Genomic DNA, 23,958 nt, shown 5'->3' with positions numbered 1-23,958 from the left:
TGTGGTCAGAGTACGGCGGCGAGACGTTGGGCGTTCATGTACGCGATGGCCTCGACAGAGATCATCGGGTTGACGCCCAACGACGCCGGGAAGGTGGACGCGTCGGCGAGGACCAGGTTCGGGACCTCCCACGTGGCACCGTCCGGCCCGGCGACCGACGTCGCCTTGCTGCCGCCCATGCGGGCCGCGCCCATGATGTGCAGGGCGGCCATGGCGATTTGGCCGGGCGCGGTCCCCAATGCATTGGTGTATCGGATGAAGTCGTCAATGGAGCCCTTGCCGCGTTCCCAGATCTTGCCACGTTGGTGTCCGGAGAACAGCTTGCGGGCGCCGGCGGCCTCGACGATTCGGGCAGCGCCCTCGATCCCGGCCCGCATGTGCGCGGCATCGTAGGCGGAGATGCGGTAGTGCACCACCGGCTCGCCGTCGCTGCCGACCTTGACCTGTCCGCTGTCGCGGTCGCGGGTGATGATGCCGACCCCGCCGAGGTGTGGCAGCGATCGCATCTGGTCCAGGTGGGCCTGTGCGCCTGTCCAGCTCATGAACGACACGGCGGTGGCCGGATTGGTGGCGACGGTCTCGTAGATGACGCCGTAGCCGCGGCCGTCGAGATCGGCATGTTCGGTGGAGTACCGGGTCTGCATCCCGCCCTCCCACGGTCGGGTCTCCTCGGCGAACACTCCCCAGACCCCGGTGGCCGGGTGCAGATGGAGGTGCCGACCGATGTTCGGGTTGGTGAGTCCGGAACGGCGTAGCAGGGCCGGTGTCTGCACACTGCCGGCGGCGGCGACCACGGCACGGGCGCGAATGGTCACCGGGTGACCGGCGGCGGTGTGGCCGGCGATGCCGGTCGCCCGGCCGGCCGTGACGGTGACGGTGCGTACGTCGACGCCGACGACGAGTCGTGCGCCTGCGCGCTGGGCGTCGACGAGCCAGGTCTTGGCCGTGGACTGCTTGGCGCCGATGCGGCAGCCCAGGCCGCACCGCCCGCACTCGATGCCGGTGTCGCAGCCGTCGACGTTGCGGGGCATCTCGTCGACGTGCCAGCCGAGCTTGGCCAGTCCACGTTCCATGAGCGCGTCGCGGGACGAGATCTGGCCGTGGTCGCGGTTGACGCCGAGCCGGGACCACACCGCGTCGAGGCAATGCTCGTACTCATCGGTGGCGAACTGTGGCACACCCAGTGCGGCCCATTCCTCCCGAACGCGCGGCGGGGTACGAAACGACGTGGTGTAGTTGACGACGGTGCCGCCACCGAGGCACTGTCCCTGGAGAAGACTCAGCTGGCCCTCTGCGGTGGCTGCGGGGCCAGGAGCGTACAGCCGCGACAGCCCGGACAATTCCCCGCCGTCGAAGTCCCGGTCGTCGTAGTATTCGCCCTTCTCCACGACGACCACGTCCAGGCCATGGCCGGCGAGGACGGCCGCAGCGGTGCCGCCGCCAGCTCCCGATCCGACGATGACGACGTCACAGTCCAGGGTGGTTGCCCCAGCCGGGCGGATCGGAGCCAGTACGGGCTCCGGGGCGTCGGTCCTGGGGCCAAGTGGGCCGGGATAGCCGATCGAATCCCACAGCGGCGAATGACCGGTCGGTCCGGGTGTCATGTAGTAGGAGAGGGTCGCGGCACCCTTGAGCGCCTGGAAGAGCGCTCGTTTGCGGGTGATGCTCGACTCAGCCAGGGTGAGTAGCATCTGCTCGCGTTGCTGCTGGCTCTGTCGGGAGAACCGCCGTGCGCCGCCGCTGAGAATCAGCTGGGCAGCGGGGGAGTCCCACACATCCAGCAGCCGGAGGAATTGCTTGGCCTCGGTGGTGCGCGGATTGTGCAGGACCAGTGCGGCCATGATCTCGACTGCACCGAGTTGACTGGCCGACGGGAGGTCGGCCCCGTCTCCGGGGGCGAACGTGTCACAGATGCTCGCCAGAGTGGCGCGCTGCTTGGTGGACAACTCCATGGTTTCTCCGTTCAGGAGGGGCGGGTCACGCGTGGTCGGAGCTGGCGTGCAGCGAGCGCGCCGTGGCCGGCGATGTTGGTGAATGCTCAGGACGGCGCATCGGCGGTACCGCCGGTTATGGGCTGATCGGCGCGCGATCGACAGTGCAGGCATTCTCGTCGTTATTCACGGAACTGTAAATCACGCGTAACTTCCTGGGAAGAGTCGCGGATCGCACCTCGGGTCGATCTGGCCTTGATCGGCCGGTCGGATCGCCGGATTACTGCTCGTGGCCTGGTCTCCCGTGGTACGGCTACGCGACATGCGCGCGCGTCAGGGGAGCAGGCGAGCGATTCCTTCCTAACAAAGCAGCGCGGCCGGCGAGTGTTGGACACACTCGCCGGCCGGGCGTCCATGCGGCGAACGTGTTCGCCGACAGCGCGTCACTGCATCTGGTCGGACAGTCCGTAGGTCTTGGCGATGATCTCGCGCTGGATTTCGCTGGTGCCGCCGTAAACGGTGGACACGACCGAGGATCGGACCAGGCGCTCCATGTCGAACTCGGTTGTGTACCCGTAGCCGCCCATCATCTGCATAGCGTCCAGGGTGACGCGGCGGGCGGTCTCGGTGGCCTTGAGTTTCGCCATCGAACTCTCCCGGGGCAGCGTCGTGTCCGGTGATCGGTCGACCTGGGCGGCGGTGTGGTAGACCAGTAGTCGGGCGCACTCGATCTCGGTGGCCAGTTCGGCAAGGCGGTGCCGGATCACCTGGAACGATCCGATTGGCCGACGGAACTGGCGCCGGTTCTTGACGTATTCCACGACGTCGTTGAACGCTCGCTGGGCGGTGCCGAGCATCACGCTGGCGAGGATCAGTCGCTCCATGTTGAGCCCGGCCATCAGTTGCCGCCAGCCCTGGTCGATCTGGCCGACCACGGCGTCGGCGGGCAGCACGCAGTCGGTGAAGTAGAGGTCGTTGACCTCGCGGCCGCCCATGGTGTCGATGCCGGAGATGGTCAGTCCGGGCGCCGTGGCGGGGACCAGGAACATGGTCAGGCCGTTGTGGTCGCCAGCCCGGCCAGATGTACGGGCGACGAGCAGGATGTGCTCGGCGAGGTGGGCGTTGGAACACCAGGTCTTTTGGCCGTTGATGACGAACCCGTCGCCCCGGCGTTCGGCGCGGCAGCTCAGGTTGGCCACGTCTGAGCCAGCTTCGGGCTCGGACATCGCGACCGCCTCGATGACGCCTCGGGCCACCCCACTCAGGATGAGCTTTTTCTGCTCCAGTGAACCGAATCGCTCGTAGGTGGCGGCGACGATGATCGAGGTGGTGAAGCCGCCGATCGGCGCCATCGCTTTGGCGGTTTCCTCCAGAAAGAGGCACAGCTCCACCATGCCCGCGCCGCCGCCGTCGAACTCCTCGGGCAGCGACAGGCCGAGCCAGCCGAGGTCAGCCATCTTGCGGTACAGCTCCGGGCTGTGGGGTTCCCGTCCGCCGTTGGTGAGTTTCTGCCGCTGCTCGCGGGTTCCGGCCTCGCGGCGGCAGAAGTCCTGCACTGCCGCGACAAGTGATCTTTGCTCGTCGCTCCATTCCACAGCTGTACCTCCAGCGTCGCAAAGGGATTGACAGCAAGGCTAGAGTATCGAATATCAAATGTCAGGAGGCTGTCGATGACATCCCTGGTTGAGCACCCTCGTCGGCTCCACGTCGTCGACCCGATAACCGGCGAGTCCCGCGCCGACTACGACATCGCCGACGAAGCCGCAGTACACAACGCCGTCCAACAAGCGCGTGATGCGGCAGGCTGGTGGGCCAGCCTGGACGCCCGACAGCGCCGGCGTCATCTGCTTGAGTACAAGACGCTCGTCGCGAGCCGCATCGATGAGCTGGCCGAACTGATCCGGAACGAGACCGGCAAGACGGTCGCGGGGGCACAGCTCGAGGTGATGCTCGCCATCGAACACCTGGACTGGGCTGCCCGGCACGCCCGGCGGGTACTGAAGCGGCGCTCGGTGGCCTCCGGCCTGCTGGCGTTCAATCAGGCCAGCTCGGTGGAGTATGTGCCGTACGGTGTCGTCGGCGTGATCGGACCGTGGAACTACCCCGTCTACACGCCGATGGGGGCGATCTCGCATGCGCTGGCCGCCGGAAACGCGGTGGTGTTCAAGCCCAGCGAGTTCACCCCTGGAGTCGGGGTGTGGCTGGCCCAGCGCTGGAGTGAACTGCTTCCCGATCGACCGGTCCTGCAGGTCGTCACCGGTGACGGTACGACCGGAGCCGCGCTGTGCCGCGCGGCGGTCGACAAGATCGCGTTCACCGGATCGGCTGCGACGGGGCGTGCGGTCATGGCCGCCTGCGCCGAGAACCTGACCCCCGTCGTCATCGAGGGCGGGGGCAAGGACGCGCTCATCGTCACGGCCGACGCGGACCTCGATGCGGCCGCCCAGGCGGCCGTGTTCGGCGGTCTGGGCAACGCCGGGCAGACGTGCGCCGGAGTCGAGCGCGTCTACGTCGAGCAGGCCGTGTATGAGCCGTTCGTGGCCAAGCTGACCGAGCTGGTACGGCAGGTCCGGCCGGGTGCCGAGCCGGACGCGCCGTACGGGCCGATGACCACGCCGACCCAGCCCGACATCGTGCTGAGTCACATCACCGACGCGATGGACCGGGGTGCCCGGGCGTTGGTCGGTGATGCGAGTTCGGTGCGGCCGCCGTTCGTCGAGCCGGTGCTGTTGGCTGATGTCCCCGAGGACAGCGCGGCGGTCACCGACGAGACGTTCGGTCCGGTGCTGGTGGTCAACCCGGTGGCTGACGCCGACGAGGCGCTGCGCCGGACGAACGCGACCAGCTATGGGCTCTCCGGCTCGATCTTCACGCGACATCGCCACCACGGACTGGCGCTCGCCGCGCGGCTACGGGCGGGCGCGGTGTCGGTCAACTCGGTGCTCGGGTACGCCGGAGTGCCGTCGCTGCCCTTCGGCGGCGTCGGCGACTCGGGCTTCGGGCGGGTCCACGGCGCGGACGGTCTGCGCGAGTTCAGCCGGCCGCGGTCGGTTACCTGGCAGCGGTTCCGGCCGCCGATTGATGTGATGACGCTACAGCCGACCGCTTCCGCCATGCGGTCCTCGCTGGCGATGTTCAAGTGGCGCCATGGTCGCCGGTAACTCAGTCACTCCACATCCCCAGGCCATCGAGATGCTTGACCAAGCGCTCCGCGCCGTCGGTGAAATGGCGGGCCATGATCGGCCGGACGGCGACCGGGTCGCGGGCCTCCAGCGCGCTCAGCAGGGCCTCGTGATCGGCGATCATGCCGGCCCGCCATTCCGGGTTGGCCGCGTAGAACCGCGACGGGGTGTAGCGGGTTGCTTTCCGCAGCAGCCAGGACAGCTTGCGTGCGTCGGCCAGTCGGTTGATGCTGCGGTGGAACTCGAACTCGAGCTGCTCGACCCGGCTGGTCTGGCGGGCCTGGGCGGCCCGGCGCAGCCGCTCGTGCTGCTGCCGCAGGTCGTCGAGCTGGGCGGGCGTGATGCTGACGGCGACCCGGGCAGCGAGCTCACCGGCGATGTCACCCTGGAGGCCGAACACGTCGATGATGTCCTGCCTGGACAGTGGTGCGACCACGTGGCCGCGCCTCGGCTGCAGCTCGACCATGTCCTCCGCGCGCAGCATCAGCAGGGCCTCGCGGACCGGCGTGATGCTCAGTCCGGTCTCCTGGGCGACTTCCTCGAGCCGGATCCGTTCGCCGGGTCGCAGCTGGCCGGACATGATCCGGTCACGCAGCAGGCTCGCCACGGTCTCTGACAGCTGAGGATGAGAAACGTCTTGCACCTTGCTCCGCTCCGCCACAGGGATGAGACTATCAAATGTCAAATGTCATAAAGGACGCGGCGAAGGGCCCGTCCCTGCGCGAGGCCGAACCGGTCGGCTGTGGCCTGCGGGCTGCCACCCGCGCCGGAGTCCGTACGATCTGGTTCGACCGGCCCGACCAGCGAAACGCGATGACGCTGGACATGTTCCGCGACTACTACGCGGCGTTGCTGGCTGCCGACGCGGATCCGCAGGTACGGGCGATCGTGGTGACCGGTGTCGGTGACTGGTTCTGCGTGGGTGCCGACCCGGGGGCGTTGCAGGCGCTACTCGACGAGCGTCACCGCGACCAGTTGCTGGACGAGTTCGGCTTCGAACCGCATCTGCCGATGACGCTGGGAACGCCGATCGTCGCCGCGGTCAACGGCGGCGCTGCCGGCCTCGGCCTGGTCCACGCCCTCTATGCCGACGTGCGCTTCCTGGCGACGCAGGCCCGCCTGGCCGCTGCGTTCAGCCGGCTCGGCCTCATCGCCGAATACGGCAGCGCCTGGCTGCTGCCCCGGCTGGTCGGCGTCGGCAACGCGCTGGATCTGCTGGTGTCCGGCCGCAAGATCGATGCGGTGGAGGCGCTCCGGATCGGACTGGTGCAACGAGTGCTTCCACGCGACGAGGTGCTGGCCGAGGCGCAAGCCTATGCCGCCGATCTTGCCGCGCACTGCTCGCCGGTCTCCATGGCGGTGATCCGGCAGCAGGTGTGGTCGGGCCTGGAGACCGGGGCCGCCCAGGCAGCCGCCGACGCGACGCGGCTGATGGCCGCTTCCCTCGCCGGGGCCGACTTCGGTGAGGCCCTTGCCAGCCAGGCCCAGGGACGCGCTCCCCGCTTCGCGGCACGGGCCGGCGCATGAGCGGCCCGCTGGCCGGGGTCCGGGTCGTGGAACTCGCCGGGATCGGCCCCGGCCCGTTCGCGGCGATGCTCCTGGCCGACCTGGGGGCCGACGTCGTACGGGTCGACCGACCCGAACCGGGTGCGCTGGCGGCCGGCGACCCGAGGCGGGACCTGCTCAACCGGGGTAAACGGTCGGTCGTCGTGGACCTCAAGCATCCCGACGGAGCCGAGGTCGTCCTCGGACTGGCCGATCAGGCTGCCATCGTGATCGAGGGTTGGCGTCCCGGGGTGGCCGAACGGCTCGGCATCGGGCCGCAGGCCGTGTTGGAGCGAAACCCGGGCCTCGTCTACGGACGGATGACCGGATGGGGACAGCACGGGCCGCTGGCCCGGGCTGCCGGTCACGACATCGGCTACATCGCCGTCGCCGGGGCGCTTCACCCGATCGGCCGTGCGGGTGGGCCGCCGCAGATCCCGCTCAACCTCGTCGGTGACTTCGGCGGTGGCGCGCTCTACCTCGTCGTCGGCTGCCTGGCGGCGCTGCATGTGGCCCGAACCACCGGCCGCGGGCAGGTAGTGGACGCTGCCATCGTCGACGGCACGGCCCACCTCACCACGATGTTCGCCGGTCTTCTCACCGCTGGCGCGTGGCAACCCGAGCGTGGCCGCAACCTGCTCGACGGCGGGGCGCCGTTCTACGACGTCTACGCAACCGCTGATGGCGGCCACATGGCGGTCGGTGCACTGGAACCCCAGTTCTACGCCGAACTGCTGCGGTTGCTCGGGCTGGCCGACGCGGATCTGCCGGCCCAGCACGACGTCGCCGGATGGCCGGTGTTACGCGCGCGCTTCGCGGAGGTCTTCGCCGGCCGTACCCGCGACGAGTGGACCAAGGTTTTCGAGGGCACCGACGCCTGCGTGGCACCGGTGCTGTCGCTCGCCGAGGCGCAGCGCCACCCCCACCTGGTGGCACGCGCGACGTTCGAGGAGCACTTCGGTGTACGGCAGCCCGCAGTGGCGCCCCGCCTGTCGCAGACACCGGGGGCGATCGGCGGCGGTCCGCCGCTGCCGGGTGCGGATACCGAGACCGTACTCACCGAGTGGGGTCTCGGCACACACCTACGGCGGTGGCTGGACAACGGCACCGTCAGCCAGACACGAGGAGCTCGCTGATGCGTATCGGAACAACACTGGCCTACGCCACGGACCCCAGGAGCGGCGCGGACGCCGTGGCCGCCTGGGAGCAGGACGGCCTCGACGTGGTCTGGGTGGCGGAGGCATACGGGTTCGACTCGCCGACCATCATGGGCTACCTCGCCGCAAAGACGACCCGAATGCAGATCGGCTCCGCCATCCTGAACATTTACTCCCGAACCCCGGCGCTGCTGGCACAGACTGCGGCCGGCCTGGACGCGATCTCAGGTGGCCGCGCCATTCTCGGGCTGGGCGCGTCCGGACCGCAGGTGATCGAGGGCTGGCACGGCGTTGCCTACGACCGGCCACTCGCGCGGACCCGCGAGGTGATCAGGATCTGTCGGCAGGTGTGGCGTCGCGAGACGCTGGTTCAGGACGGCGTCTACCGGCTGCCGCTTCCCGCCGGGGAAGGCACCGGCCTCGGTAAACCGCTGAAGCTCCTCACCCACCCGGTACGCGACCGCATCCCGATCTACCTGGCGAGCCTCGGTGACAAGAACGTGCGGATGACCGCTGAGCTTGCCGACGGGTGGCTGCCGTTCCTCTACGTCCCCGAGAGCGCGGCCGATGTCTGGGGTGCTGCACTGACAGCCGGCCGGGCGAAGCGGCCCGACGATCTCGGACCGCTCGAGGTCGTCGCCGGCAGCCCGCTGGCCATTGGCCCGGACGTGACCGGCCTGCGCGACCTTGCCCGGCCGCAGATCGCCCTGTACGTCGGCGGCATGGGCGCCAAGGGCCGCAACTTCTACCACGACGTGCTGTGCCGCTACGGCTACGCCGCCGAGGCGGACCGTATCCAGGAGCTCTACCTGGCCGGCCGCAAGACGGAGGCCGCCGCCGCCGTGCCGGCGGAACTGTTGGAGCGCACCAGCCTGATCGGGCCGGAGAGCTATGTGCGGGACCGCGTCCAGGCCTATCGCGACGCCGGCGTCACGATCCTCAACGTCACGCCGCTGGGTGCCGACCCGCGCCGCCTCATCGCCACCGTAAAGGACATGACCCAGTAGGGACCTGTGCAGCAAGGAGCTGACGCACATGGCGAACCGCAGCATCTTCTCCGCCGACCACCTCGCGTTCGCCGAACTGGTGCGCGCTTTCATCGACAAGGAGATCGCACCGCACCACGAGCGCTGGGAAGCCGACGGCGTCGTCGACCGCGGCGTGTGGCGGGCCGCCGGCGCTGCCGGCCTGCTGGGCTTCTTCGTCGACGAACAGTACGGCGGCGGCGGGGTGACGGACCAGCGCTTCAGCGCCGTCCTCACCGAGGAGCTGGCCCGGGCGGGCGCGAGCGGCCCGGCGTTTGGCCTGCACAACGACATCATCGGGCCGTATCTCACCGACCTGACCAACGACGAGCAGAAGCAGCGGTGGCTGCCGGGCTTCTGCTCCGGCGACATCATCACCGCGATCGCCATGTCCGAACCCGGTGCCGGTAGCGACCTGCAGGGCATCACGACCACCGCCGTGCGCGACGGAGACAGTTACGTCCTCAACGGGCAGAAGACCTTCATCAGCAACGGCATCCTGGCCGACCTGGTCATCGTCGTGGCCCGTACCGACCCGGCGGCGGGGCACCGGGGGATCAGCCTGCTGGTGGTCGAGCGGGGCATGGCCGGCTTCGAGCGGGGCCGCAACCTCGACAAGATCGGCCAGAAGGCGCAGGACACCGCCGAGCTGTTCTTCGCCGACGTCCGGGTGCCCGCGGCCAATCTCCTCGGTGTGGAGGGCCAGGGCTTCGCCTACCTGATGCGCAACCTTCCCTTCGAGCGACTGTCGATCGCCGTCGCGGCGCTCGCCGGTGCCGAGACGGTGTTCGAGCAGACCCTTGCCTACTGCAAACAGCGTCAGGCATTCGGCCGCCCCATCGGCAGCTTTCAGCACAACCGGTTCGTGCTGGCCGAGCTCGCCACCGAACTGCGCCTGGGCCGCGTCTTCATCGACCAGTGCCTGGTGGAGCCCGGCCTCACGGCGGAGACGGCGGCGATGGCGAAGTGGTGGTGTACCGAGCTGCAGCACCGTACCGTCGATCGCTGCCTGCAGTTGCACGGTGGCTACGGCTACATGCGCGAGTACCCGGTGGCCAGGGCGTATCTGGACGCCCGTGTCCAGACGATCTACGGCGGCACCACGGAGATCATGAAAGAGGTGATCGGCCGGTCACTTGGACTGTGAACCGTACTCCAGCATGGGCACGAGGAACCGGCGGGCCACGGCGCGCAGCTGTTCAGTGTCATCGAGATCGACGACGTGGCTGGGGGTGATCAAGAAGGAGCAGGACAGCCGCGTCATCAGTTCGGCCACCACCTCAACGTCCACCGTGTCGGAGATGTTGCCGGCGCGTTGCTCGCTGCGGAGTTGGCCGGCGACGAACCGTTGCACCGTGGCCATCGTCTGCCCGCCGTCGCTGATCATCGAGGGGATGAGCACGTCAGCTTCGGCGGACATCAGCCCCCCGATCAGCGGGTTACGGCGGAGAGCCTGCAATGCGCTGACGAAGCCCAGTACCACTCGGTCGCCGACGGTCGCGGCCTGCTGAATGTCGATGAGGAACTGGTCGAAGTAGCGACGGAACTCCCGGCGGACCACCTGCTCGACCAGCCTGTCCTTGGTGGCGAACCGGCGGTACGCCGTGATCCGGGAGACGCCGGCCCGGCGGGCCACGTCCTCCATCGTGGACCGCCGGATGCCCATGCGGCAGAACTGCTCGTAGGCGGCATCGAGAACCCGCGTGGTGACCTCGTCATTCTCGTCGGCGCGTTCCAGCGCCTCGCTGAAGGCGCGTTCCAGCAGCGACTTCGAGCCGGGCGCGGTCCTCCCCAGCGCAGACAGCAGCGGTTCTACGGTGTGCCGGTCGTGATCCGCCTCGGGTAGACCGGGAGAGGATGCGTTCGCGGAAGCGGCCCGGAGCATGGTTGCCCTCTCGTGAGATACCGTGATGCGAGTTTTGTATCACGGTAGCAACCATGAACCGGGAACTTCGAGTGCTGCGGGGCCTATCCGCCGTAGAGGGCGTCGATGCTCTCGCTGTAACGATCGACGATCACCCGGCGCCGTAGCTTCAACGTGGGGGTCAGCTCGCCCGACTCCGGTGTCCAGCTCGACGGCAGCACCTGGAAGGTCTTGACCTGCTCGGGCCGGGCGAGCTTGGCGTTGGCGGCGTCGACGGCGGCCTGGATCTCGGCGAGCAGCAGCGGGTCCGAGGCCAGGTCGGGCAGCTGCGCGTCGCTGATGCCGTGCGCCCGCGCCCACTGGGGCGCGACATCGTCATCCAGCACGATCAGCGCCGTGATGTACGGCCGCCGGTCGCCGATCGCGACCGCCTGACCGATGAGCGGATGCGCCCGGAGCAGCCCCTCGATGTGCGCCGGCGAGATGTTCTTCCCGCTGGAGTTGATGATGAGTTCCTTCTTGCGGTCGGTGATGGTGAGGAAGCCATCGTCGTCGATCGTGCCGACGTCGCCGGTGGCCAGCCAGCCGTCCGCGTCGGTGACCGGCTCGACGCTGCCGTCGCTACGCAGATACCCGGAGCAGACCAACGGCCCGCGCACGAGGATCTCGCCATCGCCGGCGAGGCGCACCTCCATGCCAGGGTTGGGCCGACCTACGGTCCCGGTGCGGAAACGCTCCGGGGTGTTGATGGTGGCGGTACCGGTGGTCTCGGTCATACCCCAGACTTCCAGCACGTCGACGCCGAGCCCGGCCAGGAACCGCAGCACGTCGACCGGGATCGGGGCAGCACCGCTGCCGGCCCAGACCATGTTCTGCAGACCCAGCGTGGACTTCAGTGGTCGCAGCACCGTGGCTTCGGCCTGCGCCAATCGACTGGCCAACTCGTCGGGCACCGCCTGGCCCGCCGCGCGCAGCTCGTACGCCTCCAGGGCCACGGCACTTGCGGCGTTGAAGGCATCTCGCACCGCCGGCTCGGCGGCGGCCAGATGGGCCTGGACGCCGGCGGCCATCTTCTCCCAGATCCGCGGCACGCCGAAGAACGAGGCGGGACCGACCGCCCGCAGGGCCGGGATGAGCCGGGCGGGGTCGGGGCAGATGGTGACGTGACCGGCGCGGTAGATGGTGTTGTAGATGCCCAGCATTCGCTCGGCGATGTGGGCCAGCGGCAGATAGGCGACCGTCGGTGCATGATCGGGTACGGACACGGTGGCCTCAAGAACCACGGCCTGATAGACCACGTTGTGGTGGCTGAGTATGACGCCCTTCGGGTCGCCAGTCGTCCCCGAGGTGTACAGCAACGTCACCGGCTGCTCGGAACGGACAGCGCGCCAGCGCCGCTCAAAGGCGTCCGGGTCGGCTTGGTGCGCGGCCTGGCCGACGGATCGCAGCTGGGACAGCGGCACGATCTCCGGGGCCATGTCGTTGGCTTCGGCCTCGTCGACCAGCACGATCCGGCGCAGGTGGGGCAGGTCAGGCAGGATCGGACGCCAGCGGGCCAGCTCGGTGGGACCTTCCAACACGAGCACCTGGGCGGCGCTGTGCAGCGCCAGGTACCGCAACTGATCGTCGCTCAGCGTCGGGTAGACCGTGGCGGGCACCGCACCCAGATGGACCGCGGCGAGGTCGATCAGCCAGTGTTCCGGCCGGCTCGACATCATGATCAGCATGCGGCTGCCCGGCTCCAGGCCGATTTCGGCCAGGCCGCCGGACAGCTCGGCGACTTCATCGCGTAGCTGGGCCCAGGTGCGGGTGTCGTTGCGGTCGAGCGTGCTCAGCGCCGGCAAGTGGGCGAACTCGGTGGCGTTGCGGTGTAGGAGGGAGGGAATGGTCAGGTCGGCAGCTGCCTTGGCGTATTGGTCGGCAAGGGTGTCGGCAGGGTCCACGAGGTACTCCTTCAACCGTAACCGGGCCTGGTGGTGGTTTGAGTTGAGGCCGGCGTACCCCTCACCGTGGTGCCGTCGAGGGCGCCGCAGCCATGACAGCACTGTAAACGACGGTTAACTTTCTGGGAAGAAGCGTTTGGCGTACGTGCTCATTCCAGTTGCAGGTGCGATCGGTGAACGAACGCAGACTAACCAGGCAGGTCGGCGCCGAAGTGGTCGCCGGGGTGACCTGGTTGTCATTGCGCAGTCCAACCACCATCCACGTGCAGGACGCTGCCGGTGACATAACTGGCAGCGTCCGATGCCAAGAACGCGACAGCGCCGACAACCTCGCGTGGCCGGCCGAACCGGCCCATCGGGATACGGTCGCGCAACCGCTTCGACCACTGGTCGTGGCTGCGTAACCCCTCCGTCATCTGCGTCTCCAGGTAGCCAGGCGCCACCGCGTTCACGCGTACACCGGCAGCCGCCCATTCCAGCGCCAGCGTCCGGGTGAGCTGCTCGACTCCGCCCTTGCTGGCGCTGTACGCGGCCAGTCGCGGAAGACCGACCTGGCCGTGAACCGAGGAAATGTTGACGATGCTGCCCGCGCCCTGCTCGAGCATGAACGCGCCAGCGGTGCGGGCGCAGATGAACACCCCGGAGAGGTTGGTGTCGATCACCCGCTGCCAGTCCGCGACGCTCAACTGCTCGCTGCGTTGTAGTGCCGGACTGATCCCGGCGTTGTTCACCAGAACGTCGAGACGGCTCCATCGCCGTCGGGCCAACGTCACGACGGCGTTGGCGGTGGACTCGTCGCTGACGTCACCGACGACGATGTCTGCCGTGCCGCCGTTGGCAACAATTTTGTCCCGTACCGCCTGCAGTGTGTCCATTCGTCGAGATTGGAGGATCACACACGCCCCAGCCTCTGCCAGTCCTTCGGCGATCGCCGCTCCCAGACCTTGGCCGGCACCCGTTACCCAGGCGACCTTGCCCTCGAGCAGGCCCTTGCCCATGTCCATTTCGGATTCCTTCCTGCGGAGGTCCCGTTACGAATCCAGTGCCGCAGCATCCTGCCCGGTGACGACCCGCAGGCGCACTCTCGTCAGCGCCGATCCGGTCTCAGTCAGGTCTGTCGCGTACGGATCCACCTGCTCGCCCAAGGATGACAGAAGCTGATCGATTGGTGATGGTCTCGAGCGCGAGTGAGGGGAGCGGGCGCATGGCTTCATGCAATCGCGCTGTCCAGGGCACCTCAGACATAGACTGCCGCCGACGTCAGTCTTGTGGTGCGCGACGCGGTGTGCTCTCATGTGAAACATGGACGCAATAAGCGTTTCATTGTATCAGTGGACTCGACCTTGAGGAGAGCGAGGCGTGGAACCACTCAGTAGGCGCAGGATGTTGAAGGCCGGTGGGGCGTTGGGCGCGTTCGGCGCGTTGAGCGCCGCCATGCCGGCGCAGGCCCAGTCGGTGTGGACCTGGTCCCCCTCGGGTTCGGTCGCAGGCACCGGGGCGGGCGTCGACCCGCGGTGGGTGTGGGATGAGGAGGCCGACCCGTTGGTCGCCTCGCTGCTCGACCGGGGTGATGTGCCTCTGGTCAACAGGCTGCTACGGAACTGGACCAAGAACGGTCAGGCGTTACCGGACGGACTGCCGGCGGATGTGCGCGACTTCATCGAGCACGCCCGACAGCTCCCGTCCTGGGTCGACCAGGGCAAGCTGAGCACCGTGGTGCAGTTCAACGAGAAGCGAGGGCTCTACCTCGGTGTGCTGTACGGCCTGGCCAGCGGCATGATGAGCACGGTTATTCCGAAGGAAGCCCTGGCGGTCTACTACTCGCAGGGCGGCGCGGACATGAAGGACCGCATCTCCAAGACCGCCAAGCTCGGGTACGACATCGGGACGGCGAACGCCTACCAGCCCAGCGGCTCGATGATCGTGACCGCCGTCAAGACCCGGCTGGCCCACGCCGGCGTGCGTCACCTCCTGCCGCAGTCGCCGGAGTGGGCGAATGTCGCCCCCGAGGACATCCCGATCAGTCAGCGGGACATGATGGTTACCTGGCACAGCTTGCCGACGACCGTCATGCGGAAGCTGAACGACTGGCGGGTGCCGGTTCCTACCCGCGAGTCGGATGCCTTCCTTCATCTGTGGCAGGTGGCCGCCCACATGCTGGGCATCAAGGACGAGTACATCCCCGCGTCGTGGAGTGAAGCCAACGCCCAGGCCGGCGAGGTTCTCGACCCGATTCTGGCGCCGACGCGCGAGGGCATCGCACTGGCGGACATCCTGCTCGGCCTCGGCGAGGAGTTCGACGCCGGTATCCTGAGCCGGCCCATCCTCGGCTCGTTCACGCGGTTCATGCTCGGTAACCAGATCGCTGGTTGGCTCCAGGTTCCCCGGGAACCCCTCTGGGACACGCTGTTGCAGACTGCCTGGGGGCCGTTCATCGCCGTTCGGGAGGGCCTGCTGCCGTTCCCGCTCGCGCCGGCGTGCTACTGGCTCTTCGACGAGTTCCTGCGCAAGTTGGCTCTGCTCTTCCTGTCCGAGGGGCAGTCAATCAACATCGAAATCCCGCTCGGCAACCGCGACTTCTGACCATGAGCGTCGCAGCCAGGGCGCGAGCTGGTCTCGCGCCCATGGCTCTTCGCGGCCCAATGCCGATGTACCCCAACTCAGCTAGCAGTACAGCACGCCGGCCAACCGTCATTCGGTAAGGGGCTGAGGGGATGACTGAGCGAAGCACGCACCAGGTCCTGCGGGAGGGCGGGGTGCTGGAAGCTTTCGGCGCGCTAGGAACAAGGTCTCCAGCCCAGGTTTTTTCGCCGACTTCGTCAACATGGACACTCAGCGATTCGATCGTCGGCAGCGGCACTGGTGGAGATCCGCAGTGGGTGCGGGACGAGAAGGTCGTGCGGCAGTACGTCCTGTTCTTCCGCACCAGGTCTCACGGAACCAAGACCGAAGTTCCCACAACGAACCGTTCCGAGTAAGCCATCATGGTGGAACCCATCCCTCGACACCGGATCCTCGGGTACGTGCTGGCTGCCCCGATTCTCGTGACTGCGGCTGAACTGGCGGTGACTTCCACAGCAGCCGTCCCGCCGCCATCGTCGGCCGTGACAGAACTGCTCGGTCTCAACGAGATCATGACCGCAGCGGCGCTGCCGACATCGGGACTGATCTCGATCGAGGTCAGCCAGGACGGGACCGTGTCGTTCGCGCTCCCCCGAGCCAAGCTGGGACAGGGTGTCGCCAGTTCCGCTGCTCGGCTGATCGCCGAGGAACTGTCCGTACCGCAGAAGCGGGTCCATGTCACGCTGGCCGACTCCCGGCCGGAATTGGTGATCAACCAGCTGACCGGCCGATCGAATACGATCGTTTCGACCTACAGCCCTATCCGGGTCGCTGCGGCCGTGGCCCGTCAGCGGTTGTTGGAGGCCGCGTCGGCCGCGTTCGACTCGCCCGTCGCCTACCTGCGGCTGAACGCCGGCGTCATCACCGACGGCTCCGGCCGGAGCCTCGGCATCGGCGCCCTCGCCACAAAGGCCGCCAGTACGAGCACCGTCGCCGTGGCGTTGGAACTCTGCCCGCGGGAATGCTTCAACCTTGTCGGCTCTGCCTGAACCGGTCCGGACCTTGTAGAGAGTTCGGCGTTTCCCACCTGGGAAGGATCGCGAGATAGCAGGAAAATCCGTACCGCAGGAGTTGCCGGAGCGGGCGGTCCGGCCGCCCGCCCAGCCATGAACGGACCAAAATTCGCCACGGTACGACGGTCAGCGTCATTCGACGAAGACAGCGGTGTCACCCAGGACGGAGAACTCGCCGGTCCGTTCCACCTTCTGCGGCGTGGCGCCCGGCTTGGTCGCGGTGATCCAGTATTCGCGTTCGGTCCCGGCCGCGCTGAGGAACACGACCTGTCCAGGCCACAACGTTGTACGCGACCAGGGCGTGGGCCGGGTCGCCCACCAGGAACAGCGGAAGATCGGGGGCACCTCACGGTGCTCAGCAGCGGGGTCCAGCGATAAGGCCGCAGTTCAGCAGTGTTCTCGTTGATCCGGTGACTGCTCAGGTGTCATACCGGCGGCGGAGGTGACATCGTGGGCCATCAGTCGTCACCGTTGGTCTCGGGGGCGAAGTGCTGCACCGCGAACGCGATGGCCGCAGCGATGTCGTCGTCACTGGTTGCCCAGGCAGCCTGGATCACGGGCCCCCAGGCGTGGCAGCTGCGGATGGCGAAATCCTTTCCGTCGGCAGTGTTTAGCCACGTGGCGGGGTCAAACTGCACGCTGTGCAGGAAGAGGTCGAGGCCGAGCAGCGCGAGGTCCCAGCCGCAGCCGATTCCGATCGTGCCCCCGGGGCCGTACGTGCGCACAAGCTCGTCGACGATCTGGGCGGGGGAGGCGTGTTCCAGCTCGAAGGTGGTGCGGTCGCCGTCGCCGGTCGTCAGGCGTACCTCGACCTCGGTTGGCATGCCTTCGCCCAGGACCCAGGTCACCTTGATCAGATGGGGTTCCTCGCAGCGCAGGATTTCGCCACCGGCGTTGTCCTTGAGTTGGAACGTGCCGCCGACCCGCAGGTCGCCCTCGATCGGGCCCAGCCATCGGCTGAGCCGCTCTGGGTCGGTGCAGGCGTTCCAGACGTCCTCGATCGGGGCGTCGTAGACCCGGCGCAGCAGCACCGACCGCCCTTCACCGGTGGCAACCGCCTGGTTGCCTATCTCCCGCTGGGTGGCGTTGATCTGGTTGATGATGTCGATCATGTTTCCTCCTCGCTGATGGGCTTAGCTTCCTGATCGCGATCCGGTGCACCAGCAGTGTTTCCATGGTTGAAGTGCCGTTCGCGGCGTTGGCGCTTGCCGCGGGCGAGTTCGGTGGCCAACGCGTCGAGGCGCTGACTCCAGAACTGCCGGAAGCGCTCCAGCCAGATGTCGACCTCCTGCAGAGGCGCTGCCTCCACTGCATAGAGACGCCGCGTACCGTCCGGACGGACGGTGACGAAACCTGACTCCCGCAGCACCCGCAGGTGCTGCGACACCGCAGGTGGCGAGATGCCGAACTCTGCCCGGATGACCTCGCTGACAGTGCCGGCTGCCTGCTCTCCGTCGGCGAGTAACTCCAGTATTCGGCGTCGCACTGGGTCGCCGAGGATGTCGAACGCGTGCACCCGACAATTATGTCAATAGTGGCTTAATTAAGTCAAGGCTTAATTCGATGGCCCTGGTGGCCGTCCACCCGTGGACTCCAGACGCTCCTGGGCTCGTGAACCATCGGAAAGGCCCCGCATGACCGGCTTCATCACCGCCGATGCCCAGGTCGCCGCGCTACAGGCGGCCCTGGCCCACCACGGTGCACCGCCGGCCGACCTGCCCGCCGGAACCGGAGCCACCGGGCAGCACCAACGGCGCGTCGCCACAGACCACCGAAGGGCCGCACCACATCCACGGCCACGACGCCCTGTTTCGCCGCAACATCGCCGACGGCCGTCCGAGCATCCCGCTGCAGCAGAGCATCGCGGTACGCGATTTCGACCGCTACCGCATTCCACTACCGTTGCCGAAGTACGCCGACGAGCGGGTCACGGGATGTCAGAAGCGATGGGTGTTGCTTCGTACTACCCGCAGGTTCTCGCCGATGTCACGCACCAGCGGATCCTGCGGTCCGAACACCTGGGCGGCCATCTGGTAACTGGATTCGAGTAGCTCCAACGAGGCTTGGGCGTTGCCGGCCATGAACAGCGAAACGCCGAGGGTCTTGGCCGTGGCCAGGGAGGCTGGGTGCGCCTTGCCGAGCTTGCGCCGCTGGCGCCACAGGGTCTCTCGCAGCACCGGCAGCCCCTCGCCCCACGCGCGGATCAGCACCAGTGCGCACCCGAGGTTGTAGGCGTACATCAGTGTCGTCGGATGGCTGCGCCCGAGGCTGGCGACAGCCCGAAGGTGGGCTTCGCGGTGCAGGTCGGCCGACTCAACCGGCCGCCGGAGGCGGAACAGTGCCGACCCGAGCCGATCGAGGGTGCACAGGGTCTCGGGATGATCCGGACCCAGTTGGCGCTCGCAGTCGGCCAGCAGGGCGTTCCAGGCACGCTCGGCGGCCGCGTACTGGCCGGCGTGGAAGAGGGCCAGGGCGGCTCGAGCGCGCCGGTCCAGGTCGGTGGACAGCGGCTTGGGGCGGGACGGCAGGAATCTCATCCTATGCTCCTCGGGTCGCTACACCGGCCCGGCCCGGCCCGGCCCGGCCCGGCCTTGCCGAGCCGGTCGTCGAGTGCCCGCCCCTCGGCAGGGCTCGGCGTGGCACCGGCCAGCGGCTGGCCGAGTGCTTCCGCCAGGTCACGCAGGCGCAGGTCGATCGCGGATTCGGTCAGCTCGGCCAGTTCGGCCAGCGTGTCGCGCAGGCGACGCCAGGCGGTCAGCAGCATCCCCGCGCCGACCAGCAGTGCGGGCCACCACCGCAGCCCGAGCAACAGATACGGCACCGCCCAGCCGACCAGCGTGACGGCCTCGCCGTAGCGGATCCGCACGTCGGTGATCGGGTGGCGGGAGTCCTCGTCCAGCAACAGCCACAGCCGTGGCCACACAAGTGCCGCGCTGAGGTGGTACTGCGCCCGCACCCGTACCTCCAGCAACCGGGACCGGTCGCCCAGCCAGGTGGGACGCTGCGGCAGGTATGCGGCGACGACCGGCACGTCGGCGCGGCGCGCGGCGGCGAGAGCCCGGGAGCGCCGTGACCATCGGGTACGAGTGATCAGGTCGCCGGTGAGGAAACGCTCACGCAGCCACCAGCGCTGGGCGAGCCGCCCGAGGCCGGGTGCTGCCGTGCCGACCAGCCCCGCCGCGACGAAGGCGGCGGCCAGCGCGACCACCAGCTGTCCCGGATCGGTCACCAGGTCGCGGCCCGCCCGCTCGGTCGTTGCGGCGAGGTGGTCCACGTCGAATGGGCGGGCGTGACCGAGCGCTACGGCGACCGCCGCGACGGCAACCAGCAGTAGACCCGGCAGCAGGATCGCGGTCAGCCAGCGGCCGTTGATCCGTCTGCCGACCTCGGTGAGGACGCCGATCATGCCGGCCGCATCGGCGTGTCGAAGGCGGGGCAGCGGGGCGGGTGGCCGTGCTCGTCACGGGTGGCACGGCGGGCACATCGGTCCTGCGGGCAGGCGTAGTCTCCCGCACCTACACCCGGTGCGTGGGCCAGCCCCGGCAGACCAGCCAGCCCACCGACCGGCCGATCGGACCAGCCGCGCAGCTCTCCGCCGGCGTCGCGTGGCTGCCACTTGAGCAGCGCCTGCCGCGCGGAGCCGCCTGCCCGGATCCGCTGGGCGTCACGGTCGAGCCGGTCCAGCACGCCGTTGGCCCGGGCCTGCTCGCGTAGCGCGGGCAGCAGGGCGCACCACACAGCCAGGACATCTACATCGGACTGCACCTGAGCGGCCTCCCCGGTCCGTTGTGGGTGTCCGAGTCTATCGAGCTTGCTCTACCCTGGGTGTCACGCCGACCACGGGAGGTTGCGCAGTGCGACGCGATCGGCCAGTGAGTGACGAGGACCAGATCGGTGCGGCGCTGCGGGAGGTCCGGGCCTGGCTCGCCCGGTTCCGTGAGTCCGGCCGGACCGCCGACCTCGATGAGGCGGTGGCCGCAGGAGCGTACGCGCTGGCGCTCTGTCCCGCCGACGCACCGGAGCGGTTCGCCGCCCTGCTCGTCATCGGCGAGGCGCGGGCAGCGCGCCTCGCCGAGGTCGCCGAGTCACCCGAGGACCTCGCGGGGTGCGTCGAGGTCTACCGGGAACTGGCCCGGTTGGCCCCGGTGGAGCAGCCCGACCTCACGGGCGTCCTCCTGTACGCCTTTGCCGGCATGTCGCTGCGGCTGGGGGTCGTCACGGGCGTACAACGCCACGTTGAGGAGGCCGTGCTCGCCGCCCGAGAACTCAACGGCCTCGGCAAGTCGACCGGCGCAGCCCCGTTGCACGCCGCTGCGGCCGAACTACTGGGGCAGGCGGTGCTGCTGCTGCCCGCCGACCATCCCGACCGCGCCGCGCTGGCCGCCCTGCGCGCCGCCGCCCTAATCCAGTGGACGGAACGCACCGGTGACGTGTCGCGGATCGGCGAGGCCACCGAGGAAGTCGAACGGGCGGTGCGGCTGTGCCCAGCCGGTGATCCCAACCGTCGGTCGTTCCTGGCTCTGCTCAGCGATGTGCACCGTTTGCGCTACCAGCAGACAGGCACCGCGGAGGCGCTCGACGCGATGATGCGGTCCACCCGTGAGGTACTCGATCTCTACCCGGCGGAGCATCCCGTGGCGGTGGCCAAGTTGTACAACCTGGGCCTCCTGCACCATGACCGCTACCGGCTGACCGGCGATGCGACCGACCTGGACACTGCCGCCCACTACCTACGACTGGCCGCCGCGCGGACAGCGGACGACACGATACGCGCATCAGCTGAAAGTGCGCTGGCCGAGATTGTCGACCTGCGGGGTTCGCAGCCCTCGGCGCGCGTACCCCCCGGCCGGCTGTTTGACTCCGGTCCCGGCTCCACGCCACTGCGGCCGGCGGGCGAAGTCGCCGCCGACGACGTCGAGGATCTGGATCGGCACAGCGCGGCGCTCACCGACCTACTCCACGAGTACGAGCGCACCGGCGATCTCGCCCTGCTGGAGCGCGTCCGCGACGACGGGCACACCCTGCTGGCGCGGTTGCCCGCCGGTCATCCGGCCCGTGCAGTGATCGCCATTCCCCTGGGCCCGGCGCTGATGCGCCGCTTCGAGGCGTACGGGCTGGCCGCCGACCTGGACGGGGCGGTCGATCTGCTACGTGAGGCCGTTGACCGTCCCGTGTTGAGCCCCAACCACCTCTGCGGTGAGATGATCAACCTCGCCGCGGCCCTCATAAACCGGTTCCTACGCGACCGCGACGTGGCCGACCTCAACGAGGCGATCGCACACAGCCGTCGCGCCGTGGAGCTGGCCGAGCGAGAGGATCATCCCCGCTATCTGTTTACACTGGGCACCGCGCTGGTCTACCGGTCGCAGCACACCGGGCGGCGCTTCGACCTGGACGAGGCGATCGAGGTGGGGCAGACGGCCCTGGCGGCAGCCGGCACCAGGGACGACGCAAACCGGGCGCGGGCGAACCTCGGTAACCGGCTGCGTTCTCGCTTCCTTCTCGGACGCAACCCGGAGGACCTGGATGCGGCGGTGACCCACCTGCGCGCGGCGGCGGCGGCCGATCCGAGCCCGAACGCACGGCTCAACCTTGCTCTCGCCCTGCGGGACCGTGGGCCGGAACGCCGCGATGATCTACTTGAGGCGGTCGACGAGTTTCGCCACGTCCTCACCGCGATGCCGCCGGGCTCGCCGGTTCACCTGACCGCCCGGACGGGCTTGGCCCAGGTGCTTGGTGACCTCGGTCATGCCGAGGAGGCCGTCGCCGTGCTTGACGGGGTGGCGGAGATGGGTGCCGACCGCTCCTTCGACCGGATGGACGCGCTGGTGATGCTCGCTGGGCTCCGGGCCGAGCTTGCCGCCGACGGTCGCGCAGGGTGGAACGACGCCGCCCGGGCCTACGGCGATGCCGTGGCACAGCTGCACCTGACCGTGTGGCGAGGGCTCGGGGCTGCCGACCGCGACGCACTGCTCCAGCGCTGGGCGAACGTCGCGTGTGATGCCGCCGCTGCGGCGATCTCCGCCGGCTTTCCTCGGCGGGCGGTGGAACTACTCGACCACGGACGGTCCCTGTGGTGGGGGCAGGTGCTGGACGGCCGGGCCGAGTTGATTGCGCTGCGCGCGTCCCATCCGGACCTCGCCGACCGGCTCGCCGCACTACGCGAGGACCAGCCGGTGGGCACCGACGAGCCGGCTAACGCTGCGCGCAGGCGCCGTTTGGCACAGGAATGGGACGAGGTCGTCGCGGCCGTACGCACCCGGCCTGGATTAGCCAACTTCCTACTACCCATGCCCTTCGTCGAACTGGCGGAGGCGGCGACCGACGGCCCGGTGGTGCTGGTCAACGTGAGCCGCCATCGGTGCGATGCGCTCGTGCTCACCGAGCGCGACGTCCACGTCGTGCCACTGCCCGAGCTGAGCGTGGCGCAAGCTGACGAACGCACTGGACGATACCTCGAGACGGTGACCCAGGTCGGCGTCGGCGGCCTTTCGTCCGGGCCCCGCGAGCAGGTGCTGCTGGGCTACCTGGAGTGGCTGTGGGACGCAGTGGCGGCCCCGGTGATCGCCGCCCTGCCACCGTCGGTGACGAGGCTGTGGTGGTGCCCGACCGGCCCGCTCGCCTTGGCCCCGCTGCAAGCCGCCGGTTATCACGATCCCGACGACCAACCCGCCGGGCGCGCGGTGCTTGACCGGGTGGTCTCCTCGACCACCTCGACCGTACGGTCGCTACGACACGCCCGCCGGCCGTCACGGTTCGCGGAGCACCGACCGTTGGTGGTGGCCTGCGCCGAACGTCCCGGCTACGTTACCGGGCTGCCCGACCTGCCCGCCGCAACCCGGGAGGCCGACCTGCTACGATCCCGCTTTCCCCGCGCCATAGTCCTGAGTGGAGCGGCGGCCACCCATACCCGGGTGACAGAGCTGCTGGCCGGGCAGACCTGCGCCCACTTCGCCTGCCACGGCGACGTCGGCTCGGACGGTCGGGCCGCGCTGTTTCTCGCCGACGCCCCGCTCACCACCACGGACATCGCGCGATTGGACCTCTCCGATGCGCACTTGGCGGTGCTGTCGGCCTGCCACACCGCCATGGGCAGTGCTGACCTACCCGATGAGGCCAGCCACCTAGCCGCCGCCCTTCAGGTGGCCGGGTTCCGCCAGGTCGTCTCCACGCTGTGGGCGATCGGTGACGACACCGCTGCTGCCGTAGCTGCCGAGCTGTACGACGTGCTCGCCACCCACGATGGCGCTCTCGACCCGTCCCGGTCGGCGGAGGCGCTGCACAGGGTGACCGTGCGGCTGCGACGGCAGGATCCGTACCAGCCGAGCCGGTGGGCGCCGTTCATCCACTACGGCCGTTGAGCACGGAAGCTCGCTCCGGCGGAAAGTGGAGAAACGTTGATCGCCTGACGGCATCGGCCACCCGACCCTGCCGACGAGGCGTTGATCTACCGCGAACTGGGATTAACCCTGACCTGCCGGCCGACTGTCCGCAAGATGTCCGCTCAGGCCAACCCAAGTGGATCATGTGCTAAATCTGTCCGAGGCGCGAGTTGTACCCTAACTATGATCAGATTGGCCGCTGACCTGCAGTTGTGTTGACTGCTGAATTGACGCGCGGATTGGGTATCGATGTCGCGGAACTGAATATGGCTGGCCCGCGCCCCGAGCCAGCCA

Annotated in this window: 20 protein-coding genes; 8 read left to right on the top strand and 12 right to left on the bottom strand. The window is 68.6% G+C overall.

The genetic code is table 11. The annotated features are described in order from the left end of the window. Window positions 1-5 precede the first annotated feature (5 nt). Together ACWDV4_RS18580 and ACWDV4_RS18575 are read right to left on the bottom strand one after the other, a co-directional pair. Entirely contained in the window at window positions 6-1,952 is a 1,947-nt protein-coding gene (locus tag ACWDV4_RS18580) for a GMC family oxidoreductase N-terminal domain-containing protein (protein WP_449980323.1), read from the bottom strand. Between the two features lie 422 nt (window positions 1,953-2,374). Beyond that, entirely contained in the window at window positions 2,375-3,526 is a 1,152-nt protein-coding gene (locus ACWDV4_RS18575) for an acyl-CoA dehydrogenase family protein (RefSeq protein WP_449980320.1), read from the bottom strand. 75 nt (window positions 3,527-3,601) lie between these two features. Here ACWDV4_RS18575 and ACWDV4_RS18570 point away from each other — a divergent pair, with 75 nt between their 5' ends. Continuing rightward, window positions 3,602-5,092, top strand: coding sequence for an aldehyde dehydrogenase family protein (locus ACWDV4_RS18570; RefSeq protein ID WP_449980318.1), 1,491 nt, complete (start codon window positions 3,602-3,604; stop codon window positions 5,090-5,092). Window position 5,093: 1 nt separating this feature from the next. On the opposite strand, the gene ACWDV4_RS18565 is transcribed toward ACWDV4_RS18570, so the two are convergent. Next, the gene (locus tag ACWDV4_RS18565; RefSeq protein ID WP_449980316.1) at window positions 5,094-5,774 is read right to left on the bottom strand and encodes a GntR family transcriptional regulator; all 681 of its coding nucleotides are present in this window, start codon (window positions 5,772-5,774) and stop codon (window positions 5,094-5,096) included. Between the two features lie 17 nt (window positions 5,775-5,791). Between ACWDV4_RS18565 and ACWDV4_RS18560 the strand changes: the two genes are divergently transcribed. From ACWDV4_RS18560 to ACWDV4_RS18545, 4 genes are read left to right on the top strand one after another with little or no spacing between them, the layout of a single operon-like run. Beyond that, window positions 5,792-6,640: an enoyl-CoA hydratase-related protein gene (locus ACWDV4_RS18560; protein WP_449980314.1), complete on the top strand. Its 849-nt coding sequence runs from the start codon at window positions 5,792-5,794 to the stop codon at window positions 6,638-6,640. Further along, complete coding sequence (locus ACWDV4_RS18555; RefSeq protein ID WP_449980312.1) at window positions 6,637-7,794, top strand: CaiB/BaiF CoA transferase family protein; 1,158 nt, start codon at window positions 6,637-6,639, stop codon at window positions 7,792-7,794. The genes ACWDV4_RS18560 and ACWDV4_RS18555 overlap by 4 nt, the downstream gene beginning before the upstream one ends. After that, entirely contained in the window at window positions 7,794-8,822 is a 1,029-nt protein-coding gene (locus ACWDV4_RS18550) for an LLM class F420-dependent oxidoreductase (protein WP_449980310.1), read from the top strand. The genes ACWDV4_RS18555 and ACWDV4_RS18550 overlap by 1 nt, the downstream gene beginning before the upstream one ends. Before the next feature lie 28 nt (window positions 8,823-8,850). After that, the gene (locus tag ACWDV4_RS18545) at window positions 8,851-9,987 is read left to right on the top strand and encodes an acyl-CoA dehydrogenase family protein (protein WP_449980308.1); all 1,137 of its coding nucleotides are present in this window, start codon (window positions 8,851-8,853) and stop codon (window positions 9,985-9,987) included. On the opposite strand, the gene ACWDV4_RS18540 is transcribed toward ACWDV4_RS18545, so the two are convergent. The 3 genes from ACWDV4_RS18540 to ACWDV4_RS18530 form a co-directional block, all read right to left on the bottom strand. Beyond that, window positions 9,973-10,725, bottom strand: a complete 753-nt coding sequence (locus tag ACWDV4_RS18540) for a TetR/AcrR family transcriptional regulator (protein ID WP_449980305.1) — start codon at window positions 10,723-10,725, stop codon at window positions 9,973-9,975. The two genes, ACWDV4_RS18545 and ACWDV4_RS18540, sit on opposite strands and share 15 nt — an antisense overlap. An 83-nt stretch (window positions 10,726-10,808) precedes the next feature. Beyond that, window positions 10,809-12,647, bottom strand: coding sequence for an AMP-dependent synthetase/ligase (locus tag ACWDV4_RS18535; RefSeq protein WP_449980303.1), 1,839 nt, complete (start codon window positions 12,645-12,647; stop codon window positions 10,809-10,811). Between the two features lie 236 nt (window positions 12,648-12,883). Further along, window positions 12,884-13,651, bottom strand: a complete 768-nt coding sequence (locus tag ACWDV4_RS18530; RefSeq protein ID WP_449980300.1) for an SDR family NAD(P)-dependent oxidoreductase — start codon at window positions 13,649-13,651, stop codon at window positions 12,884-12,886. Window positions 13,652-14,006: 355 nt separating this feature from the next. Between ACWDV4_RS18530 and ACWDV4_RS18525 the strand changes: the two genes are divergently transcribed. Continuing rightward, window positions 14,007-15,230, top strand: coding sequence for an oxygenase MpaB family protein (locus ACWDV4_RS18525; RefSeq protein ID WP_449980298.1), 1,224 nt, complete (start codon window positions 14,007-14,009; stop codon window positions 15,228-15,230). Window positions 15,231-15,631: 401 nt separating this feature from the next. Continuing rightward, window positions 15,632-16,258: a molybdopterin cofactor-binding domain-containing protein gene (locus tag ACWDV4_RS18520; protein WP_449980296.1), complete on the top strand. Its 627-nt coding sequence runs from the start codon at window positions 15,632-15,634 to the stop codon at window positions 16,256-16,258. A gap of 156 nt (window positions 16,259-16,414) precedes the next feature. On the opposite strand, the gene ACWDV4_RS18515 is transcribed toward ACWDV4_RS18520, so the two are convergent. From ACWDV4_RS18515 to ACWDV4_RS18490, 6 genes are all read right to left on the bottom strand, one after another. Further along, the gene (locus tag ACWDV4_RS18515; RefSeq protein ID WP_449980294.1) at window positions 16,415-16,546 is read right to left on the bottom strand and encodes a hypothetical protein; all 132 of its coding nucleotides are present in this window, start codon (window positions 16,544-16,546) and stop codon (window positions 16,415-16,417) included. Between the two features lie 194 nt (window positions 16,547-16,740). Next, the gene (locus ACWDV4_RS18510) at window positions 16,741-17,394 is read right to left on the bottom strand and encodes an SRPBCC family protein (RefSeq protein ID WP_449980292.1); all 654 of its coding nucleotides are present in this window, start codon (window positions 17,392-17,394) and stop codon (window positions 16,741-16,743) included. Then, a complete protein-coding gene (locus ACWDV4_RS18505; RefSeq protein ID WP_449980289.1) occupies window positions 17,391-17,798 on the bottom strand; it encodes an ArsR/SmtB family transcription factor in 408 nt (135 codons plus the stop codon). Before ACWDV4_RS18505 ends, ACWDV4_RS18510 begins: the two co-directional genes overlap by 4 nt. Before the next feature lie 421 nt (window positions 17,799-18,219). After that, complete coding sequence (locus ACWDV4_RS18500; RefSeq protein WP_449980287.1) at window positions 18,220-18,819, bottom strand: tetratricopeptide repeat protein; 600 nt, start codon at window positions 18,817-18,819, stop codon at window positions 18,220-18,222. Then, window positions 18,816-19,688, bottom strand: coding sequence for a hypothetical protein (locus ACWDV4_RS18495; RefSeq protein ID WP_449980284.1), 873 nt, complete (start codon window positions 19,686-19,688; stop codon window positions 18,816-18,818). The genes ACWDV4_RS18500 and ACWDV4_RS18495 overlap by 4 nt, the downstream gene beginning before the upstream one ends. Further along, window positions 19,685-20,047, bottom strand: coding sequence for a hypothetical protein (locus ACWDV4_RS18490; protein WP_449980281.1), 363 nt, complete (start codon window positions 20,045-20,047; stop codon window positions 19,685-19,687). Before ACWDV4_RS18490 ends, ACWDV4_RS18495 begins: the two co-directional genes overlap by 4 nt. A gap of 107 nt (window positions 20,048-20,154) precedes the next feature. Between ACWDV4_RS18490 and ACWDV4_RS18485 the strand changes: the two genes are divergently transcribed. After that, on the top strand, window positions 20,155-23,643 hold the full coding sequence (locus ACWDV4_RS18485) for a CHAT domain-containing protein (protein WP_449980279.1): 3,489 nt from the start codon (window positions 20,155-20,157) through the stop codon (window positions 23,641-23,643). Window positions 23,644-23,958 lie beyond the last annotated feature (315 nt).

The sequence above is a fragment of the Micromonospora sp. NPDC003197 genome (assembly GCF_053590565.1).
The sequence above is the reverse complement of the archived record's forward strand: the minus strand, read 5'-3'. Positions and strand labels throughout refer to the sequence as shown.

What these genes read in the sequence shown, in the direction of transcription:
- ACWDV4_RS18545 (WP_449980308.1), top strand. Translation starts at nt 8,851, where the DNA reads ATGGCGAACCGCAGCATCTTCTCCGCCGACCACCTCGCGTTCGCCGAA.
- ACWDV4_RS18580 (WP_449980323.1), bottom strand. Translation starts at nt 1,952, where the DNA reads ATGGAGTTGTCCACCAAGCAGCGCGCCACTCTGGCGAGCATCTGTGAC.
- ACWDV4_RS18550 (WP_449980310.1), top strand. Translation starts at nt 7,794, where the DNA reads ATGCGTATCGGAACAACACTGGCCTACGCCACGGACCCCAGGAGCGGC.
- ACWDV4_RS18530 (WP_449980300.1), bottom strand. Translation starts at nt 13,651, where the DNA reads ATGGACATGGGCAAGGGCCTGCTCGAGGGCAAGGTCGCCTGGGTAACG.
- ACWDV4_RS18500 (WP_449980287.1), bottom strand. Translation starts at nt 18,819, where the DNA reads ATGAGATTCCTGCCGTCCCGCCCCAAGCCGCTGTCCACCGACCTGGAC.
- ACWDV4_RS18510 (WP_449980292.1), bottom strand. Translation starts at nt 17,394, where the DNA reads ATGATCGACATCATCAACCAGATCAACGCCACCCAGCGGGAGATAGGC.
- ACWDV4_RS18540 (WP_449980305.1), bottom strand. Translation starts at nt 10,725, where the DNA reads ATGCTCCGGGCCGCTTCCGCGAACGCATCCTCTCCCGGTCTACCCGAG.
- ACWDV4_RS18555 (WP_449980312.1), top strand. Translation starts at nt 6,637, where the DNA reads ATGAGCGGCCCGCTGGCCGGGGTCCGGGTCGTGGAACTCGCCGGGATC.
- ACWDV4_RS18520 (WP_449980296.1), top strand. Translation starts at nt 15,632, where the DNA reads ATGGTGGAACCCATCCCTCGACACCGGATCCTCGGGTACGTGCTGGCT.
- ACWDV4_RS18560 (WP_449980314.1), top strand. Translation starts at nt 5,792, where the DNA reads ATGTCAAATGTCATAAAGGACGCGGCGAAGGGCCCGTCCCTGCGCGAG.
- ACWDV4_RS18570 (WP_449980318.1), top strand. Translation starts at nt 3,602, where the DNA reads ATGACATCCCTGGTTGAGCACCCTCGTCGGCTCCACGTCGTCGACCCG.
- ACWDV4_RS18495 (WP_449980284.1), bottom strand. Translation starts at nt 19,688, where the DNA reads ATGATCGGCGTCCTCACCGAGGTCGGCAGACGGATCAACGGCCGCTGG.